The sequence below is a fragment of the Microlunatus sp. YIM B11417 genome (assembly GCF_059617205.1).
On sequence record NZ_JCAMPJ010000007.1, the window covers coordinates 108002 to 125255 of the forward strand.

At 71.9% G+C, this 17254-nt stretch carries 15 protein-coding genes; 6 read left to right on the forward strand and 9 right to left on the reverse strand.

Annotated elements, in window-relative coordinates:
• Positions 1 to 25: 25 nt before the first annotated feature.
• A complete protein-coding gene (locus tag AC6CCG_RS26825; protein WP_496657826.1) occupies positions 26 to 1231 on the reverse strand; it encodes an MFS transporter in 1206 nt (401 codons plus the stop codon).
• Between the two features lie 70 nt (positions 1232 to 1301).
• Here AC6CCG_RS26825 and AC6CCG_RS26830 point away from each other — a divergent pair, with 70 nt between their 5' ends.
• Positions 1302 to 2189 carry a LysR family transcriptional regulator gene (locus tag AC6CCG_RS26830; protein ID WP_496657827.1) on the forward strand — a complete coding sequence of 296 codons (888 nt, stop codon included), beginning with the start codon at positions 1302 to 1304 and terminating at the stop codon, positions 2187 to 2189.
• Here AC6CCG_RS26830 and AC6CCG_RS26835 read toward each other — a convergent pair whose 3' ends face one another.
• Positions 2190 to 2738: a P-loop nucleotide/nucleoside kinase family protein gene (locus tag AC6CCG_RS26835; RefSeq protein ID WP_496657828.1), complete on the reverse strand. Its 549-nt coding sequence runs from the start codon at positions 2736 to 2738 to the stop codon at positions 2190 to 2192.
• A 53-nt stretch (positions 2739 to 2791) separates the two neighbouring features.
• Between AC6CCG_RS26835 and proS the strand changes: the two genes are divergently transcribed.
• Both proS and AC6CCG_RS26845 read left to right on the forward strand, forming a co-directional pair.
• On the forward strand, positions 2792 to 4213 hold the full coding sequence (gene proS / locus AC6CCG_RS26840; protein WP_496657829.1) for a proline--tRNA ligase: 1422 nt from the start codon (positions 2792 to 2794) through the stop codon (positions 4211 to 4213).
• Positions 4214 to 4283: 70 nt separating this feature from the next.
• Positions 4284 to 5093: a DUF3626 domain-containing protein gene (locus tag AC6CCG_RS26845; RefSeq protein ID WP_496657830.1), complete on the forward strand. Its 810-nt coding sequence runs from the start codon at positions 4284 to 4286 to the stop codon at positions 5091 to 5093.
• Here the strand turns inward: AC6CCG_RS26845 and AC6CCG_RS26850 are convergent.
• Genes AC6CCG_RS26850 through AC6CCG_RS26870 form a run of 5 tightly spaced genes read right to left on the reverse strand, consistent with a single transcriptional unit; the run spans position 5077 to position 11129 of the window.
• A complete protein-coding gene (locus AC6CCG_RS26850; RefSeq protein ID WP_496657831.1) occupies positions 5077 to 5955 on the reverse strand; it encodes an alpha/beta fold hydrolase in 879 nt (292 codons plus the stop codon). The genes AC6CCG_RS26845 and AC6CCG_RS26850 overlap by 17 nt on opposite strands.
• A 9-nt stretch (positions 5956 to 5964) precedes the next feature.
• The gene (locus tag AC6CCG_RS26855) at positions 5965 to 6423 is read right to left on the reverse strand and encodes a pyridoxamine 5'-phosphate oxidase family protein (protein WP_496657832.1); all 459 of its coding nucleotides are present in this window, start codon (positions 6421 to 6423) and stop codon (positions 5965 to 5967) included.
• Between the two features lie 56 nt (positions 6424 to 6479).
• Entirely contained in the window at positions 6480 to 7199 is a 720-nt protein-coding gene (locus AC6CCG_RS26860; RefSeq protein WP_496657833.1) for an endonuclease/exonuclease/phosphatase family protein, read from the reverse strand.
• Between the two features lie 17 nt (positions 7200 to 7216).
• Positions 7217 to 9739 carry a polynucleotide kinase-phosphatase gene (locus AC6CCG_RS26865; RefSeq protein ID WP_496657834.1) on the reverse strand — a complete coding sequence of 841 codons (2523 nt, stop codon included), beginning with the start codon at positions 9737 to 9739 and terminating at the stop codon, positions 7217 to 7219.
• The gene (locus tag AC6CCG_RS26870) at positions 9732 to 11129 is read right to left on the reverse strand and encodes a 3' terminal RNA ribose 2'-O-methyltransferase Hen1 (protein WP_496657835.1); all 1398 of its coding nucleotides are present in this window, start codon (positions 11127 to 11129) and stop codon (positions 9732 to 9734) included. Before AC6CCG_RS26870 ends, AC6CCG_RS26865 begins: the two co-directional genes overlap by 8 nt.
• A gap of 63 nt (positions 11130 to 11192) precedes the next feature.
• On the opposite strand from AC6CCG_RS26870, the gene AC6CCG_RS26875 reads away from it, so the two are divergent.
• Together AC6CCG_RS26875 and AC6CCG_RS26880 are read left to right on the forward strand one after the other, a co-directional pair.
• Positions 11193 to 11780, forward strand: a complete 588-nt coding sequence (locus AC6CCG_RS26875) for a transglutaminase-like domain-containing protein (protein WP_496657836.1) — start codon at positions 11193 to 11195, stop codon at positions 11778 to 11780.
• 40 nt (positions 11781 to 11820) lie between these two features.
• Positions 11821 to 14952: an ATP-binding protein gene (locus AC6CCG_RS26880; protein ID WP_496657837.1), complete on the forward strand. Its 3132-nt coding sequence runs from the start codon at positions 11821 to 11823 to the stop codon at positions 14950 to 14952.
• Here the strand turns inward: AC6CCG_RS26880 and AC6CCG_RS26885 are convergent.
• Positions 14933 to 15766 carry a DUF4097 family beta strand repeat-containing protein gene (locus tag AC6CCG_RS26885; RefSeq protein ID WP_496657838.1) on the reverse strand — a complete coding sequence of 278 codons (834 nt, stop codon included), beginning with the start codon at positions 15764 to 15766 and terminating at the stop codon, positions 14933 to 14935. The genes AC6CCG_RS26880 and AC6CCG_RS26885 overlap by 20 nt on opposite strands.
• Positions 15767 to 15907: 141 nt before the next feature.
• On the opposite strand from AC6CCG_RS26885, the gene AC6CCG_RS26890 reads away from it, so the two are divergent.
• Positions 15908 to 16678, forward strand: a complete 771-nt coding sequence (locus tag AC6CCG_RS26890) for a class I SAM-dependent methyltransferase (RefSeq protein ID WP_496657839.1) — start codon at positions 15908 to 15910, stop codon at positions 16676 to 16678.
• Here the strand turns inward: AC6CCG_RS26890 and AC6CCG_RS26895 are convergent, their stop codons facing one another.
• On the reverse strand, positions 16679 to 17215 hold the full coding sequence (locus AC6CCG_RS26895) for a hypothetical protein (protein WP_496657840.1): 537 nt from the start codon (positions 17213 to 17215) through the stop codon (positions 16679 to 16681). It abuts the gene before it with no gap.
• Positions 17216 to 17254: the final 39 nt, after the last annotated feature.

The following is a 17254-nucleotide window of genomic DNA, read 5'->3' on the forward strand; positions in this document are numbered from 1 at the left end:
CTCCCGGTGAGTTCGGCAGCCGGTGTCAGATCGCCGGCGCGGCGGCGTCCTGCGGCGCCGGCGCCTGGGCCAGGGCGGCGATGCCGAGGCAGGCGGCGGCCATCACCGCGGTCAGGATCAACCAGCCGGCCGGGCCGAGCATGATCACCAGCGGCAGGGCGACCGCGGGACCGACGATCCGGGCGGCGCTGGTCGACATCGAGAACGCCGCCTGGAAGCGACCCTCGGCCCCATCCGGTACGTGATCGAGGGCGACCCGCCAGGTCGCGATGCCGCCGCACACCTCTCCCACCGTCAGGGCGACGATGCCGGCCAGGATCAGGACCACCACCGCGTTCGGCGATCGCACGGCGCCCGAGGCGGCGAGCAGAGCCCCGGCGACACCGAGCCCGCCGGCCGCGATCAGGGCAGTCCGCACCGTGGCCCGGGTGGTCCGCACCCGCGCTGCGTACGGCCGCTGCCCGATGATCACCAGGATCGTGTTCAGGCCGAGCGCCACGCCGGACAGCCAGAGCGGAGCTGCGGTCTGCTCCAGCACCCAGATCGGCAGGATCACCGACAGCACCGGCATGGTCAGCTGGATCACCGCCGCGAAGCCGGTGGCGGCGGCGAACCGGCGGTCCCGCAGTGCGATCAAGGTCCCGGCCCAGCCGCTCCGACGGACCGCCCGGGCCGGACGCCGCAGCGTGAGGGCCGCGGCCGCGGTCAGCACCATGATCACCGCCCCGACGCCGTACGCGAGCCGAGTGGTCGGGCCGAGACCGGAGGCTGCCAGCGCTGCGCCGAGCACCGTACCCAGCCCGATGCCGGCGTTGAGCAGCAGGTTCATGGTGGCGCGGACCGTGAGCCGATCGGCCGGCGCGGCCCCGTCGACGGCGAGCGCCTGACGGGCCGCCGCCGAGGTGGACTGGGCGATCCCGAAGGCGATGGCCGCGACGGCGAACCCGGCTGCCGAGTCGGTGATCGCATAGCCGGCGACCGCGACCGCCATCACCGCGGCGAACAGGGCGGCGGCGCGGCTCAGCCCGAGCCGGTCGGCCAGGCCACCGAGCGGCACCGCGAGGACCAGCGAGGTGGCGGCGCCGAGCGCCAGAATCATCCCGATCGCCGGGGCGGGCAGGTCGAGCTCGAGCGCGACCTGCAGCACGATCGTCGACAGCACAACGCCCTCGACGGTGGCGGTGCCGAACTGGAGGGCGCCGATCAGCCGGCGGTCCGTGAGCCTTCTCATGGCTCCATCCTCGGCCGCTCCTTGCCATCGGTCCAACAGATACTTCTGCTGGCTACTATCATCAGAGCTGATGGAAGTACACCAGCTCCGGTACGCGCTCGCTGTCGCCGACGAACACTCGTTCACAGCCGCGGCGCAACTGCTGCACGTCAGCCAGTCCGGCGTCAGTGCCCAGGTCGCCCTGTTGGAGCGCGAGCTCGGGCTGACGCTGTTCGACCGGTCGGCCCGCGGCGTCCGGGTGACCCCGGCCGGCGAGCCGGTTCTTGATCAACTCCGGCGGGCGCTGACCGAGCTCGACCGGGTCCGGTCGGTGGCCGACGAGCTCAACGGGCTGGTCCGCGGCGCGGTGAGCATCGGCGCCGTCGCCGGGCTCGGCTGGCCGGCGTTCCTCGACGCGCTGCAGCAGGTGCACCGGACCCATCCCGGGCTCGAACTGACCCTGCGCGAGGCCAAGTCGGTCGACCTCCAGGAGGACGTCGCGGCGGGCCGGCTCGACCTGGCGGTCGCGACCTGGGTGGACCGGCCCGGGGAGGGTCTCGGATCCTGGGTGGCGCTCGAGGAGCGGGTGATCGCGGCCGTCGGCACCGACCACCCGTGGGCCGGCCGCACCAGGATCACGCCGGCCGACCTGCTCGATCAGCCGATCGTCGGCCTGGCGCCGGGCACCGGCATGCGCAGTTCGTACGACGCCATGATGCGGGCCGAGGGTCTGCCCGCTCCGGTCCATTGGGAGGTCACCCTGCCCACGACGGCTCGGGCGCTGGCGGCCCGCGGACTGGGCGTGGCCGTGCTGACGAGCTCCCGGGCCGACCTGCCGACCGACCTGGTCCGGCTCAAGATCAACTCCAAGCATGCGACCTCGCGGCTCGGCGTCGTCTGGCGGACCCGTCCCGCTCCGTCGGCCGGTGCTCGCGCGACGCTCGAGGCGTTCCGCGAGCATCTGGCCGCAGGATCCTGATCAAGGAGTGACAGCGGCGACCGGCAGGCCGAACGCCTCGATGATCTTGCTCGCGGCCGCCGCGGGGTCCAGCACCGCGGAATCCAAGGTGAGGCTCTCCACGTCCGGGATGACGGCTGCGAGATCGTCTTGTTCCCAGGCTCGCCGCAATCCGTCGACGGTGGCCAGCTTGCCCAGCTCGTGCCGGCGCTCATCGGTCACCCGGGACTCGGCGGTCAGCCGATCACAGATCAGCCGGACCGGACGGACCCGGCCGCCGTTGCGCCGCACCACCTCGAACCGCTCGCTGGTCTGCGGCTCCGAGGCCGGGCCCGCGTAGACCGTCGTGAAGATCACGTTCGTACCGGTCCGGGCGGCCTCGGCCAGGATGTTCTCCCTGATCGAGCGCACCTGACGCCAGAACGGCTCAGTCCCGAAGTCAAAGACCGGCCGGACGCAGTCGATGCTCAGATGATTGTGGAAGACCCGGAACCCGGTCCGCCGGGCCAGCTCGGTCGCCACCGTGAGCTTGCCGGCCGCCGGCGGCCCGTACAGGTAGATCAACTCCATCGGCCGATCGTAATTCGGAGGACGTCGCCGCGAACCCTGATTAGGCTCGAGCGATGGCCAGAACCGTGTTGACCCCGCGGGCGCAGGACTTCCCGCAGTGGTATCAGGATGTCATCGCCAAGGCCGAGCTCGCCGACAACGGGCCGGTCCGGGGCACGATGGTCATCCGACCGTGGGGTTACGCGATCTGGGAACGGATGCAGGCGGCGATGGACGCCCGGATCAAGGCGGCCGGCGCCCGCAATGCGTACTTCCCGCTGTTCATCCCGGAGTCGTACCTGAGCCGGGAGGCCGATCACGTCGAGGGCTTCTCGCCCGAGTTGGCCGTGGTCACCCATGCCGGCGGCAAACAGCTCGAGGAGCCGATCATCGTCCGGCCGACCAGCGAGACCATGATCGGCGAATTCATGGCGAAGTGGATCAACTCGCATCGTGATCTTCCGCTGCTGCTGAACCAGTGGGCCAACGTGGTGCGCTGGGAGCTGCGCTCGCGGGTGTTCCTGCGGACCACCGAGTTCCTTTGGCAGGAAGGGCATACGGCCCACGGCAGCGAGGCCGAGGCGCGCGACTACGCCCGGCGGATCCTGCACGAGGCGTACGCGGACTTCCTGCGCACCGAGCTCGCGATTCCGGTCGTCCCGGGGCGGAAGACCCGCCGGGAACGGTTCGCCGGCGCGGTCAACACGATGACCGTCGAGGGGATGATGGGCGACGGCAAGGCGCTGCAGCTCGGGACGAGTCACGAATTCGGGCAGAACTTCGCCCGTGCCTTCGACATCACCTTCACCGACGCCGAGCAGCGCAGCCGGCTCGCCTGGACCACCTCCTGGGGTTCGTCGACCCGGATGCTCGGCGGCCTGATCATGTGCCACGGCGACGACGACGGGCTCCGGGTGCCGCCCCGGGTCGCGCCGACCCAGGCCATGATCACGGTGATCAAGGACGGCGACGGGTCTCCGGCCGCGGTCGCCGCTGAGCTGCGGGACGGGCTGACCGCCGCCGGAGTGCGGGTGGAGCTGGACGACCGGACCGACCTCCCGTACGGGCGCCGGGCCGTCGATCACGAGCTGAAGGGCATCCCGGTCCGGATCGAGATCGGGCCGCGCGATCTCGTCGACGGCATGGCGACCCTGGTCCGTCGGGTGCTCGGCACCAAGACGCCATGTCCGGTGCCCGACGTGGTGTCCGCCACCGTACGGGCGCTCGCGGATGATCATGACCAGCTGCTGGCCGAGGCCGAGCGTTTCCGGAACGACCGGACCGTCGAGGTGGCCACGGTCGGCGACGCGATCGAGGCGGCCCGGTCGGGGTGGGCGCGGATCCCGTGGCGGCTGCTCGGCGAGACCGGCGAGGACGAACTGGCTGCCCAGGGCGTCACCGTGCGCTGCTTGGTGCATCCCGACGGTCGCGTACCCGACACCGACGATCCGGCCGCCGAACCGGATCTGGTGGCGATCGCCGCTCGTGCCTACTGACTCCGCGGAGCCGAGCCGTTGGGCGCGGGCGGCCCTTGATCACGTCGCCCGCGCCAGCCGCGGAGCTCCGTTGGATCGGTCCCTGCGGGTCACGCTGAACTTCCATCCCGACCGGCTCGTCGGCAACCGTACGGTGATCGAAGGACTGGCCGAGGACCGGGTCTATCGCTCGCAGTTCGAGACCAAGATCAGCAACGGCGGCCTGACCGCCTTCCCCGGCGGCGATCGCTGGCGCTGGGAGCAGCGCAGCTTCGGCGGTGCGTACGACGACGCACCGCCGGAGTCACGACCGCGGTACGGCGCGCTGAACCATCGCCGGGCCGACGCCGGCGGCGCGATCCGGTTCGGGTCCTGCCACCTGCGGCTCACCGAGGGGGTACTCGACCGGTCCACGTTCTGCTTCCCCGACTCGGTCTTCGAACCGACCGCCTACGGCACCGCGGCACGCTGTGATCTTGCCGCCGCCGCCGACGCCTTCCACGCCCGCCCGCACACGGACCGTACTGAGAGCAGCGAAGGCGGCCTGCTGGACAGCTACATCGAGGCCCACGTCCACGGTCCGGTGCTGCTCGACCGCGACGTCGAGGCGATCGTGCTGGACCCGTCCTTCCGCGGCACCGAGGTGGAGGACGCAGCGCGGCTGGCCCATCCGGTGATCGAATGGACCGCCGGCCGCGTCCTCTCGGTGGCCGAACTGCTCCGCCACCCGGACTTCCGCGGCCCCGAACCCTTGATCATCGGCCCGGCCATCGCCGACCATGATCAACTCACCGCTCGGGCCATCGGCGTCGCCGCCCGCTCCGGTCGCGACGATCCGCAGGTGATCAAGAAGCTCTGGCACCTGGTGGCCCGGTTCGGGCGACCTAGCGCGGCGAGCTGAAGAAGTTGCGCAGCAGGGTGGCCGTCTGCTGCGGTGCCTCCTCCGGCAGGAAGTGGCCGCCGGGCACCGGCCCGCCGGAGGCATGAGGGGCCCAGGCACGCCAGAGCTGCAGTGGGTCGTACCACTGGGCGACCGCGCCGGTCTCGCTCCAGAGGGCGAGCAGCGGGCAGGAGAGGCCGCGGTGGCGGTCGGCCTCGTCGTGCGCGATGTCGTGGGTCGTGGCGGCCCGGTACTGCTCACAAATGGCGTGGACCCGAGCCGGGTCGCGGAACTGGTCCCGGTAGAACGGCCGGACGTCCTCGCCGATCGCGGCCGGGTCGTCGGCCCAGCTGTCCAGCAGGTGATCGACGAAGAAGTCCGGGGCGCCGGTGATCAAGGTCTCGGGTAACGGCGCCGGGGCGGCGAGGAATGACCAGACCCAGTAGCCGACGGCGAAGTCCCGGTCGGCCCGCGCGTACGCATCGGCGGTCGGCACGATGTCGAGTACGGCCAGCGCGGTGACCGCGTCGGGATGATCGAGGGCCAGCCGATACGCGCAGCGAGCGCCGCGATCATGGCCGGCGACGCCGAACGTCGGGTAGCCGAGCTGCTCCATCACCTCGAGCTGGTCCTGCGCGAGCTCACGCATCGCATAGGCGGCATGATCGTCGTCGCCAGCAGGGTGGCCGCTCGCCCCGTACCCGCGCAGGTCGGTGACGACGATGGTGAAGCGATCGGTCAGCTCCGGTACCACCCGGCGCCACATCAGGTGCGTCTGCGGGATGCCGTGCAGCAACAGCAGCGGCGGGCCGGAGCCACCGCGCCGGCCGAAGATCGTGGTCCTGCTGGTCTGGATCGTGAAGGTGTCGAAGCCGTCGAACACGGGCCCTCCTCAGCGCCAGCGGCCCTTGATCATCAAGGTCCGCCCGGCCAGCTCGTTCGCCTCCCGCCAGGCCTGGATCCGGTGCGGCCGGAGACGGAAGTACAGGAAGGGGTCCGTGTCCTGACGAGGATCGAAACCGGCCTTCTCCGCGAACGCATCCCCGACCTTGGCCGGTATCTCGGCGGCCGGCACCGTCTCGACGACCGTGACATCGATCATGATCACGTCACGGGTCTCCCCCAGCGCCAGCCGCGCGGCGCCGCCGGCCGTCAGATTCCGCGCGGTCGGACTGCTCGCGACCGTGGCGATCATGATCGCCTCGCCGTCCCACAGGAACGACAACGGCACCAGCGCCGGCGCCCCGGTCGCGGCCTCCGCCGTGGCCACCCAGAGATCGACATCGTGTTCCAGCCGGTGCAGCGTGTCCTCGCGGCGCTGCGCGGTCGAGCGGGGCTCCTCAATCGTCACCCGCCCATCCTGCAACATTCGCCGTCCTGAAGCAGGAGGCAGTGGCACTCGGCGGTCTACCAGGCGAGTTCCACCAGCAGGGGCCGATGGTCGGAGGCACGTACGTCGAGCACGGCGGCGCCGACGGGCCGCAGGCCGCGGACGAAGATGTGGTCGAGCCGCAGCTCCGGAACGTCGCTGGGGTAGGTGAGATAGCCGTTCACCTCTGCGGCCGCGTCGTCCAAACCCTCCGCAATGGTCGTGACCGACGCCTCGTCCGGGCCGGCGTTGAAGTCGCCCATCAAGATCACCGGTCCGTCGCCGGTCACCAGGTCGCGGACCTGCCGGGCCTGGTGCGCTCGCTGTTCGGCAGACACGTGATCAAGGTGGGTCACGATCACGTCGACCGGCCGCCCGGCCACGTCGACGGTCGCCCTGGCCACGGAACGCTGCTCCAGATCCGCGTCGTCGGACGGCAGGTTCTCCAGCCGGTACGGTCTGAAATCGATCAGGGGGTGCGGGGTGAGGATCGCATCGCCGTACTGCCGACGTTGATCACGACCCGGCGCCGGGTCCAGGTCGAGCGCCGGGGCGAACACGCCGGTCCAGCCGAGCCGCTCGGCCAGGTCGGCGGTCTGGTCGCGATGATCACTGCGGGCGTCGAAGTGGCGGTCCACCTCCTGCAGGCCGACGATGTCGGGCCGGACCGCGGCGATCACGTCCGCGGTCCGGCCGAGGTCGAGCCGGTTGGCCAGGTCGTGGCCGGCCCGGATGTTGAAGGTGAGGACCCGAAGCATCGGCTCAGGATAGTTGATCACAGCCGCGGATCGACCGGCTCGGACTCCAGCGCGAGCACCGCGAAGACGAGCTGGTGCACCCGCCAGAGCGGCTCCTCGGCCACGAACGTGATCAACGCGTCCAGACCGAGTCCGTGCTCCCGGGACGCGAGGCTGCGCTTGCGGCCCAGGCCCCGGTTGCGCAGCAGGTCCAAGGCGTCGGAGTAGTCCGGGCCGTAGATGATCCGGAGGTATTCCCGGCCGCGGACCTTCAAGCCCGGCTGCACACCGCGCCTGGCCGCCACGGGCTTGATCACCATGCCCTCGCCGCCCGCCTCGGTCAGGTCGAGCCACCACCGGGTCGCCGCGGCCCGTTGCTCGGCCGAGCCGAGGTCGACGAACCGGTGCCGGGTCGGCGTGATCAACTCGCCCGAGACCCGGCCCAGCTGCTCGAGGTGCCACCGATGCGACTCCGTGACGGCCAGCGCCTTCCCTTCTGCGGCAAGGATCTGGAACGGTGCGTAGGTGACGCCGGTGAGCCCCGAGGTCGGCCGGACATAGCTCCGGTACGCCCTCCGGTAGGCCTCGGCGTTGGCCCGGCGTCGGCCCGTCCGGTCGACCAGCGCAGCGACATCCAACCCTCGCCGCGCGGCCGCGTCGAGCCCGGCAGCCACCGCGGGCAGCGAGGCTCCGGCGGCCGCGCCGACCGCCGCGTACTGATCGTGGATGAGCGGCAGGGCCTTCGCCGACCAGGGCAGCAGTTCCCCGTCCAGGGCCAGCCAGTCGGTCCCGAGCTCGTCGAACAGCGGCCGCACGGCGGTCCTGATCCGGTCCACGAGCTCGCCGACCTCGGCGAAGAACGGCCGCCCGGTCCGGGTGTAGACGACCCCGGTGCTGCCGTCGGTCACCCCGAACCGGCGTTCCGCCGCGGCCGCATCGCGCGCGATCACCGCGATCGCCCGCGAGCCCATGTGCTTCTCCTCGCAGACGACCTCCGGTACCCCGGCCGCGGCGAACTCCTCGAACGCGGTCTCGGGATGCTCGAGGAACCCGTCCAGCTTCGAGGTCGCCGCAGGGGCCATGGTCGGCGGCAGGTAGATCAGCCAACGGGGGTCCACCGCGAACCGGCTCATCACCTCCAGCGCCGCGGCGGCGTGCTCCTCGTCGATCTTGATCTTGCCCGCGTGCTCGCTCTCCAGCCACCGGGTGCCCTGGACGTCGTCCAGCCGGAGTGCTGCCGGTTCCCGCTCGACGACCTTGATCAACGGCCGGGCAGGCTCGTACCACTCCTGCTCGGCCGGTACGGCGACCAGCTCCCGCTCCGGATAGCGCAGCGCGGTCAGGCTGCCGCCGAACACGACGCCGGTGTCCAGGCAGATCGTGTTGTTGATCCATTCCGGCTCCGGGGTCGGCGTGTGGCCGTACACGACCATGGCCGAGCCTCGGTAGTCGCGGGCCCACGGGTAGCGGACCGGCAGCCCGTACTCGTCGGTCTCGCCCGTCGTGTCGCCGTACAGGGCGAAGGAACGGACCCGGCCGGACGACCGTCCGTGGTAGGCCTCCTTGAGCCCGGCGTGCGCCACGACCAGCCGGCCGTCGTCCAGCACGTAGTGGGCGATCAGCCCGTCCAGGAAGGCGAGCACCTCGGCCCGGAACGCCTCGGGCTCCGCTTCCAGCTGCTCCAGCGACTCGGCCAACCCGTGCCGCAGCTGCACCTTCGCGCCGCGCAGCGCCCTGATCAACTTCGCCTCGTGGTTGCCGCAGACGCAGAGCGCGTGGCCGGCCGCGACCATCCCCATCACCAGCCGCAGGACGCCCGGCGTGTCCGGGCCGCGATCGACCAGATCGCCGACGAACAAGGCCATCCGCCCGTCCGGATGGTACGCGTCGACGGCCCGGCCCTGATCATCGAGGACCAGCTGCCAGCCCAACTCCGCCAACAGGGTACGGAGCTCGGCGACACACCCGTGCACGTCGCCGACGACGTCGAACGGGCCGGCCAGCTCACGGCGGTCGTTCCACGGGCGCTCCCGGACCACCGTCGCCGCATCCACCTCGGCAGTCCCGTGCAGCACGTGCACCCGCCGGAAGCCTTCCTTGCGGAGCCGGCGCAGCGACCGGTCGAGGTCGCGCTGCTGCCGGTTGATCACCCGGTCACCGAAGTCCCGGTCCGGCCGCTCCCGGTTCCGCGCGCTCGCCACCGCCTCGCCGACGTCGAGCACGATCGCGTCCGCCAGCACGTCGTGCTCCTTGGCCAGTTTGATCAAGGACGCCCGGGCGGCGGGCTGGACGCTGGTCGCATCGACGACCGTGAGCAGGCCGCGCCGCAGCCGGGTGCCGACGATGTAGTTCAGCACGTCGAACGCGTCCGCCGTCGCAGACTGGTCGGTCTCGTCGTCGGAGACCAGGCCGCGGCAGAAGTCGCTCGAGATCACCTCGGTCGGCTTGAAGTGGGTCCGGGCGAAGGTCGACTTGCCGCTGCCGGAGATGCCGACCAGAACCACCAGTCCCATCGCCGGGACGTTGATCACGGTCCGGTTGTCGATCATGGGATCAGCCACGGCGGAACACCGCCAGCTGGGTCGGGGCGCCGAGCGCGGCGTCCGGCTCGCCGATACCGGACAGCGCGACCCCGTAGCCGTGATCAGCGGCAACCCGCTGCGCCCAGGCAGCGAATTCGGCCCGGGTCCATTCGAACCGGTGATCAGGATGGCGCAGGCCGGAAAGTCCTTCGTAGTGGGGGTTGTACTCGGAGTTCGGTGTGCTGACCAGGACCGCGGCCGGCCTGGCGTCGCCGAAGACGACCCGCTCCAGGGCGCCGAGGCGCGGCGGGTCGAGATGCTCGATCACCTCCATCAGCACGGCCGCGTCGTAACCGGCCAATCGCTCGTCGGTGTAGGTCAGCGCGCCCTGGAACAGCTCGATCCGACCGGCCTCCCGATCGGACAGCCGGTCCAGCCGGAGCCGCCGCCCGGCCAGCTCCAGTGCCCGCGCGGACACGTCCATGCCGGCGATCCGGGTCAGCGACCGTTCCTTGATCAACTTCGTCAGGAACTGGCCGGTGCCGCAGCCGCAGTCGATCACCGACGTCGCGCCGAGGTCGCGCAGCACCGCGAGCATCGCGTCGTGCCGCTGCTGGTTCAGCGGCTGCCGCCGCTCCGCCGGTTCGGCGGTCTCCTCCTCCACGTCCGGTTCGAGGGTCTGCTCACGGTCGCCGTCCAGCTCGGCCAGCCGGGCCAGGGCGGCCCGGGTCAGCGCACCGCGCCGGCCCAGATAGCGCCTGGTGATCATGGTCCGGTCCGGGTGACCGGCCAGCCAGCCGGCGCCGGACCGGAGCAGCTTGTCGACCTCGTCCGGTCCCTGCCAGTAGTGCTTGGCCTCGTCGAGGACGGGCAGCAGGACGTACAGCTGGTTCAGCGCTTCGGCCAGCCGCAGCGTCCCGGTCAGGGTGAGCCGGACGTAGCGCGAGTCGCCCCAGTCCTCGTACTCCTCGTCCAGCGGGATCGCCTCCGCGGTCACCCGCCAGCCGAGCGGTTCGAAGATCCGGACCGCGATCCCCGGGCCGCCCCGGCAGGGCAGCGCCGGGATCGTGATCACCAACGGGATCGCCGAATCGGCCAGGTCCTGCCGGGACCGGCACCGCCCGCCGCGGGCCGTGCTGAACACGTCCGCCAGCGCGGCGCCGAGCAAGGACGAGGCCGCATAGGAACGGTCGTTGACGTACTGCGCCAGACTGAAGTCCGGCGTGTCCCGGCCGACCGTACGGGCCAGCCGCACCGAGTCGATCTCCAGCAGCAGGGCGGCCGTGCACCGTTCCTCCGACGCCTCCGGGTAGAAGACCGTGGCCGTACCGAACGCCTGCTCGAACTGCTGCACCCGCTCGGGATGCTTGTGCAGCAGGAAGCCGAGGTCGGTCGCGGGCCGGTGGGTCGTCGTCAGGGTCAGGTACACCCGGCCATCTTGCCTGCCGAATGGCACCGAGGTCAGCCGATATTCCGGGGTTAGGCTCGGCAGATGATCTTGACAGCCGAACCGTCGCAGAGCTATCTCGGCCTGGACGCCGTGATCGACGGTGATCATCCGCGGGTCGCCGAGCTCGGTCAGGAACTGCGGGCTGCGCACCCGGATGATCACGCGTTCGCCCGCGCCGCCTGCGAGCACGTCCGCGACGAGATCCTCCATTCCTTCGACGCCGGCGATCCCCGGGTCTCGGTGACCGCCTCGGAGACGCTCGCGAACGGCGTCGGACTCTGCTTCGCGAAGTCGCACCTGCTGGCCGCGCTGCTCCGCGGCCAGGGCATCCCGACCGCGCTCTGCTACCAGCGGCTGACCGATGACGGCAGCACGTACACCGTGCACGGGCTGATCGCGGTCCACCTCGACGGCGGCTGGCACCGCCAGGATCCGCGCGGCAACACCGGCTCGGTGGACGCCCGGTTCTCGCTGACCGAGGAGCGGCTGGCCTGGCCGGTGCGGCCGGAGCTCGGCGAGCGCGACGACCCGCGACTCCATGCCGCTCCGCTGGCGTCGGTGATCACGACGCTCCGGTCCACCGACGACATCCTGCGGCTGCGGCACGGCGGGCTGCCCGGCGACTTCTGAATGCGCGCGGGCGTGGGAGGATCGGCCGGTGCAGATCGGCATGTTGGGTCCCTTTCAGGTGCGCGCGGACGACGGTACGGTCGCCGACGTGCCGGGCGCCCGGCTGCGCGGCCTGCTGATCGCGCTCGCCCTGGAGCCGGGCCGGGCCGTCGGCAAGGCCGCCCTGATCGACTGGATCTGGGGTGAGGACCCGCCGGCCGACGCCTCGAACGCCTTGCAGCGGCTGGCTTCCCGCCTCCGCAAGGTGCTGCCCGGCGGAGCGATCGAGGGCCAGGCGGGCGGCTACCGGCTGGCGGTCGACCCCGAATCCGTCGACGCCGTACGGTTCGAACGGTTACTGGTCCGGGCCCGCCAGCAGGAAGGGTCGGACCGGGTCCGGCTGTTGCGGGAGGCGCTCGGCCTGTGGCGCGGCGCGCCGCTGCAGGACGTCGGGCTGGAGGACAGCGAGGCGTTCGACGCGGCGGTGACCCGGCTGGAGAACCTGCACGCGGCGGCGACGGAGGAACGCTACGTCGCGGAGGTCGCGGCCGGCCACGGTGCCGACCTGATCCCGGAACTGACCGAGGCGGTCGCCGCGGATCCGCTGCGGGAACAGCTGGTCGCCGCCCTGATCCGGGCGCTGGCTTCCGCCGGCCGGGACGCCGAGGCCCTGCTCGCGTACGAACGGACGCGGGAGGCACTGGCCGACACCCTCGGCGCCGATCCCTCGCCGGAGCTGTCGGCCCTGCACGTCTCGCTGCTGCGCGGTGAGCTCGGCCGCCGCGAGGAGAGCCGGAAGACCAACGTGCGGGCCGGCCTGACCAGCTTCGTCGGTCGGGAGGCGGACCTGGCCGCGGTGCGGACCATGATCACGAAGCATCGGCTGATCACGCTGATCGGGCCCGGCGGCTCGGGCAAGACCCGGCTGGCGACGGAGGCGGCGCTGGAGTTGCAGGGTGAGCTGCCGGACGGCGTCTGGCTGGTCGAGTACGCACCGATCGGTGCCGACGGCGACGTCGCCCAGACCGCGATCGCGGCGCTCGGGCTCCGCGACACCCTGGTCGGTACGGCGTCGTCGGCGGACCCGGTCGACGGCCTGGCCACCGCGCTCCGGGATCGCGAGATGCTGCTGATCCTGGACAACTGTGAGCATGTGATCGAGCCGGTCGCGGCGTTGGCGGAGCGGCTGCTCGGCGAGTGCCGGCGGCTGCGGATCCTGGCCACCAGCCGGGAGCCGCTCGGCATCACCGGTGAGGCGCTCTGGGGAGTCGAACCGCTGCCGCTGCCCGACGGCTCCGATCCGCGCGAAGCGGTCGCCTCGCCGGCGATCCGGCTGCTCCGGGAGCGGGCCGGCGCGGTGCGCCAGGACTTCGAGCCGGACGAGCACACGCTGGCGACCATGATCAGGATCTGCCGGGCCCTGGACGGCATGCCGCTGGCCATCGAACTCGCCGCGGCCCGGCTACGCACGATGACGATCGACCAACTGGCCAACCGCCTGGACGACCGGTTCCGGCTGCTCACCGGCGGCAGCCGGACCGCCCTGCCGCGGCACCGCACCCTGCGCGCCGTCGTCGACTGGAGCTGGGAACTGCTCAGTGACGCCGAGCGCACCGTCCTCCGCCGGCTCTCCGTATTCTCCGGCGGCGCGACGCTGGAGGCTGCCGAGCAGGTCTGCGGCAGCGGTCCGGTCCAGCCGGACGAGGTGCTGGAGGTGCTGACCTCGCTGGCCGAGAAGTCACTGCTGGTGACCGCCGGCGGTGACGCGCCGCGCTATCGGATGCTGACCACGATCAGGGAGTACGCGCACGACCGGCTCGCCGAGGCCGGCGAGGTCGACGCGACCAGGCTGGCCCACCTCGCGTACTTCACCGAACTCGCCGAGACCGCCGAACCGCACCTGCGCCGGTCCGAGCAACTGGAGTGGCTGGCCGTTCTCAAGGCCGACCACGAGAACCTGAGCGCCGCGCTGCGCGGGGTGATCGCGGCCGGTGACGCGCAGGCGGCGATGCGGCTCGCCGCGGCGACCGGCTGGTACTGGTGGCTCGGCGGCCGGCGGGGCGAGGGCCAGGCGCTGCTGATCGCGGCGGCATCGCTGCCGGGCGAGGTCTCCGACGTCACCCGAGCGCTCGCGTACGGGATGGTCGTGCTGTTCCTGACCTCGGGGCCGGGCGACGAGACGATCGGCGAGGACTGGATCCGCAAGGGCTACCGCTTCAGCCAGCAGGCCGCCGGCATCCACCCGCTGCTGGACTTCGCGACCCCGCTGATGCGACTGCTCGACGCACCCGAGGAGGCGCCGGAGGCGTTCGAGTCGCTGCTGAACAGTACCGACCCCTGGGTCCGGGCGATGGGTCGCTGGCAGAGTGCCAAGATGCGGTCGGTCCTCGGACTGTCCGGTTACGACGAGGAGCCGACGCTGGAGCAGGCGCTGGCCGAGTTCCAGCGGCTGGGCGAGCGATTCGGGACCTACCTGACCCTGTCCGAGCTGGCCGCCTACCTGACCCGGCTCGGCAACTTCGCCGCCGCCACCGCCCGGCTCGACCAGGCTGCCGTCGTGCTCGCCGAGATCGGCGCCGTCGAGGACGTCATCGAGGTCCGCACCCAGCAGGCCGTGTTGTACCGGCTCGCCGGGGATCCGGCCGCATCGGCCGCGGCGATCGCCATTGCGGAGCGGAGTGCCGAGGGCGTGACCTGGCCGTACGCGCTGATCGGGCTCGCCCTGGCCAAGGCCGAACTGGCCCGCCTGGACGGCGACGCCGCCGAGGGCCGACGGCAACTCGAGCTCGCCACCCGGTTACTCGGTGACGCGGCCGAGGGGCCGAACATCCGGCTGCAGGTGCAGGATCTGCTCGGCTACCTGGCCACCGAGGTCGAGGAGTCCCGGCAGCATCGGCTGGCGGCCCGGCAGGTGGCGGCCGAGGCGGGCGGACCGACTCAGATCGCCCGGCTGCTGGTCGGCGTCGCCGACCTCGCCCTGCGGCTCGGGGACGACGAACAGGCGGCCCGGCTGCTCGCGTCCGCGGTCGCCGTGCGCGGGGGGCCGGATCGGTCCCGGCCGGACGCCGACCGGATCGAGGAGACGGTACGGCGCCACCTCGGCGAGGAGCGGTTCGCCGAGGTGACGCGGGAAGGTGCTGCTGCGGACTGGGCCGAGTTGGCCGACGCCACGCTCAGCCGGCCCGCTGGATGACGATGTCGCCGCGGCGGGTCCGGGCGTCGACCGTGACCAGGTCGGCGGCCGGGGTGGCCGCGTTGCGGAGCGAGTTCCGTACGGTCCCGTACTTGCTCTCGGCCCGTTCCAGCCGGACCTCGCAGCCGGCCCCGACGCCGACCTCGATGTTGCCCGAGGCGTTCGTCAGGAACGCGTGACCCTGGCTCATCCGGCCGATCTTGATCACCGCGTCGCCGCCCACCATCGCCGTCACGCTGGCCCGGGCGCTGCCGATCTCGAAACCGCCGCTGCTGTTGGTCAGGTCGAGTTCGCCGGCCGCCTCGCCGATCCAGACCGGCCCCGAGGAACCGATCAGCTTCACGGCCCCGCCGGCCTCGCCGATCCGGATCGACGCCGACCCGCCCTGGATCGCGGCCCGGCCGAAGATCCGGCCGACCTCGAGCTCACCGGCGGCCAGGCTGGCCCGGAGATCCTCGATGGCGTCCAGCTGGACCCGGCCGGAGGCCAGGTTGACCTCGGTGCTGCCGAGCCGGCCGACGGTCCGCAGACTCGCGTACGCCTCGCTGTACTCCAGACTCGAACCGGTCGGCAGGTCGATCGTGATCGCCACCGATCCGCCCTTCGCCCCGGCCCTGCGGGTCTTGACCGTCAGCTCGCCGACGGAGAACTCGACCGTGGTCCGCTCGGCGACCTGGTTGTGCTTCGGGTTGCCGGGATCGATCGGCTCGACCCGAACCGCGGTGTCGGTGCGCTCGGTCGCGTTGATCGTGACGCGGGCCCCGGCGACCTGGACGACGGCCTTGATCGGGCTGGGGGTGCTGAAGGTGGTCATGGTGGCTGCTCCTCGCTCGGTGTCGCTGATGGGACCAGCCTCGGCGGACCGCCTGCCACCCGCCTGACACGCGCCTGACACGGTCGCTGACACCCCGAAATCGGCTGGCGGCCCCGGCGTCGGTACGCCTACGGTCGCCGGATGGAGACCGCTGAGATCACGAGCCGCAACCGCGCCTACTGGGAGGCCATCGCCCCGGGGCGGACCGGCGAGCCGGTCGAGTTCTTCCGCGCCGGCGGCTGCGCCCTGGACGACCGGGAGCTGGCCGCGATCGGCGACGTCACCGGCCGCCGGACCCTGCACCTGGCCTGCTCGGTCGGCGACGAGGAGCTCAGCCTGGCCCAGCTCGGAGCGGCTGAGGTCGTCGGCGTCGACATCTCACCGACCCATCTGGCCACCGGTCGGGCCAAGGCCGCCGAGCTCGGATTGCGGGTCGACCTGCGCGAGGGCGACCTGACCGCGCTCGACCCGGCGCTGACCGGCTTCGACTTGGTCCTGATCTCCGGCGGCGGGCTCTGCTGGGTGCCTGACCTCGGCGCCTGGGCGGGCACCGTCGCCGACCGGCTGGTCGCCGGCGGCCGGCTGGTGATCAGCGAACACCACCCGCTCTGGGAGGTGCTGAGTGTCCGCGGCGCCGGCCGGCTCGAGGTGACGGCCGACTACCTCGAGCCGTACCGCGCCGGTTACGGCGATCCGCGCAAGGCGCCTCAGGTCACCTGGGGCCGGACCGAACCGCTGCCGGAGCACACCAGCTTCGTCTGGTCCCTCGGCCGGGTGGTGACCGCACTGCTCGGTGCCGGACTCGTGATCCGCTCGCTCGAGGAGTACGCGCAGCCGGAGCTCTACGACGGCCTCGGCCCGGCGGCGGCCGCGCTTCCCGCCGCGTACCTCCTGGTCGCCGAGCGTCCATGATCACCAGCCGCCGCGCGGATCGGAGAGCCGTTCCCGCGCGGTCTCCTCGGCCTCGTCCTCCAGTTCGTCGGAACCGAAGCCGGCCTCGTACAGCTCGTGGTGGCCGAGGTCGAGGTGGGCCAGCACGTGCGCCAGGCCACGGATCGCGTCCCCGGCCCAGCCGGCCCGGTCGAAGTAGGCCTCGCGGCGGTCCAGGTCGATGATCTCGATGATCCCGTCGGGCAGCGGGGTCTCGGTGAAGTTCCAGTCCGGCCAGCGCTCGGCCGCCGCCTGGAACGGGTCGTAGCCGTGCGGCGGCACGCTCGGGTTGCTCCGCTCCGCGTCGTCCTGGTGGACGGAGAAGTCGAGCAGGAAGGCGTGCCGGGTCCGCCGGCGGCAGATGTCGCACTTCAGGTCGATGGTGCAGCGCTGGTCGGGCCGGCCCTGGTCGTCGATCCGTCCGCCGCCGCCGTAGCGGGAGCTGAACCGGCGCACCTCTCCGCAGACACAGCACAACGCCCGGAACTGTCCCGGCACGGGCCGCAGTTTGCTGATCATCCCCCACTCCTTCCCGACAAGCGCGCCTCCCCTGGCTCA

Excerpts from the sequence above, each read along its gene's own strand:
- AC6CCG_RS26885 (WP_496657838.1), bottom strand. The coding sequence starts at position 15,766 with ATGACCACCTTCAGCACCCCCAGCCCGATCAAGGCCGTCGTCCAGGTC.
- AC6CCG_RS26835 (WP_496657828.1), bottom strand. The coding sequence starts at position 2,738 with ATGGAGTTGATCTACCTGTACGGGCCGCCGGCGGCCGGCAAGCTCACG.
- AC6CCG_RS26890 (WP_496657839.1), top strand. The coding sequence starts at position 15,908 with ATGGAGACCGCTGAGATCACGAGCCGCAACCGCGCCTACTGGGAGGCC.
- AC6CCG_RS26830 (WP_496657827.1), top strand. The coding sequence starts at position 1,302 with ATGGAAGTACACCAGCTCCGGTACGCGCTCGCTGTCGCCGACGAACAC.
- AC6CCG_RS26825 (WP_496657826.1), bottom strand. The coding sequence starts at position 1,231 with ATGAGAAGGCTCACGGACCGCCGGCTGATCGGCGCCCTCCAGTTCGGC.
- AC6CCG_RS26875 (WP_496657836.1), top strand. The coding sequence starts at position 11,193 with ATGATCTTGACAGCCGAACCGTCGCAGAGCTATCTCGGCCTGGACGCC.
- AC6CCG_RS26860 (WP_496657833.1), bottom strand. The coding sequence starts at position 7,199 with ATGCTTCGGGTCCTCACCTTCAACATCCGGGCCGGCCACGACCTGGCC.
- AC6CCG_RS26895 (WP_496657840.1), bottom strand. The coding sequence starts at position 17,215 with ATGATCAGCAAACTGCGGCCCGTGCCGGGACAGTTCCGGGCGTTGTGC.
- proS (WP_496657829.1), top strand. The coding sequence starts at position 2,792 with ATGGCCAGAACCGTGTTGACCCCGCGGGCGCAGGACTTCCCGCAGTGG.
- AC6CCG_RS26880 (WP_496657837.1), top strand. The coding sequence starts at position 11,821 with ATGTTGGGTCCCTTTCAGGTGCGCGCGGACGACGGTACGGTCGCCGAC.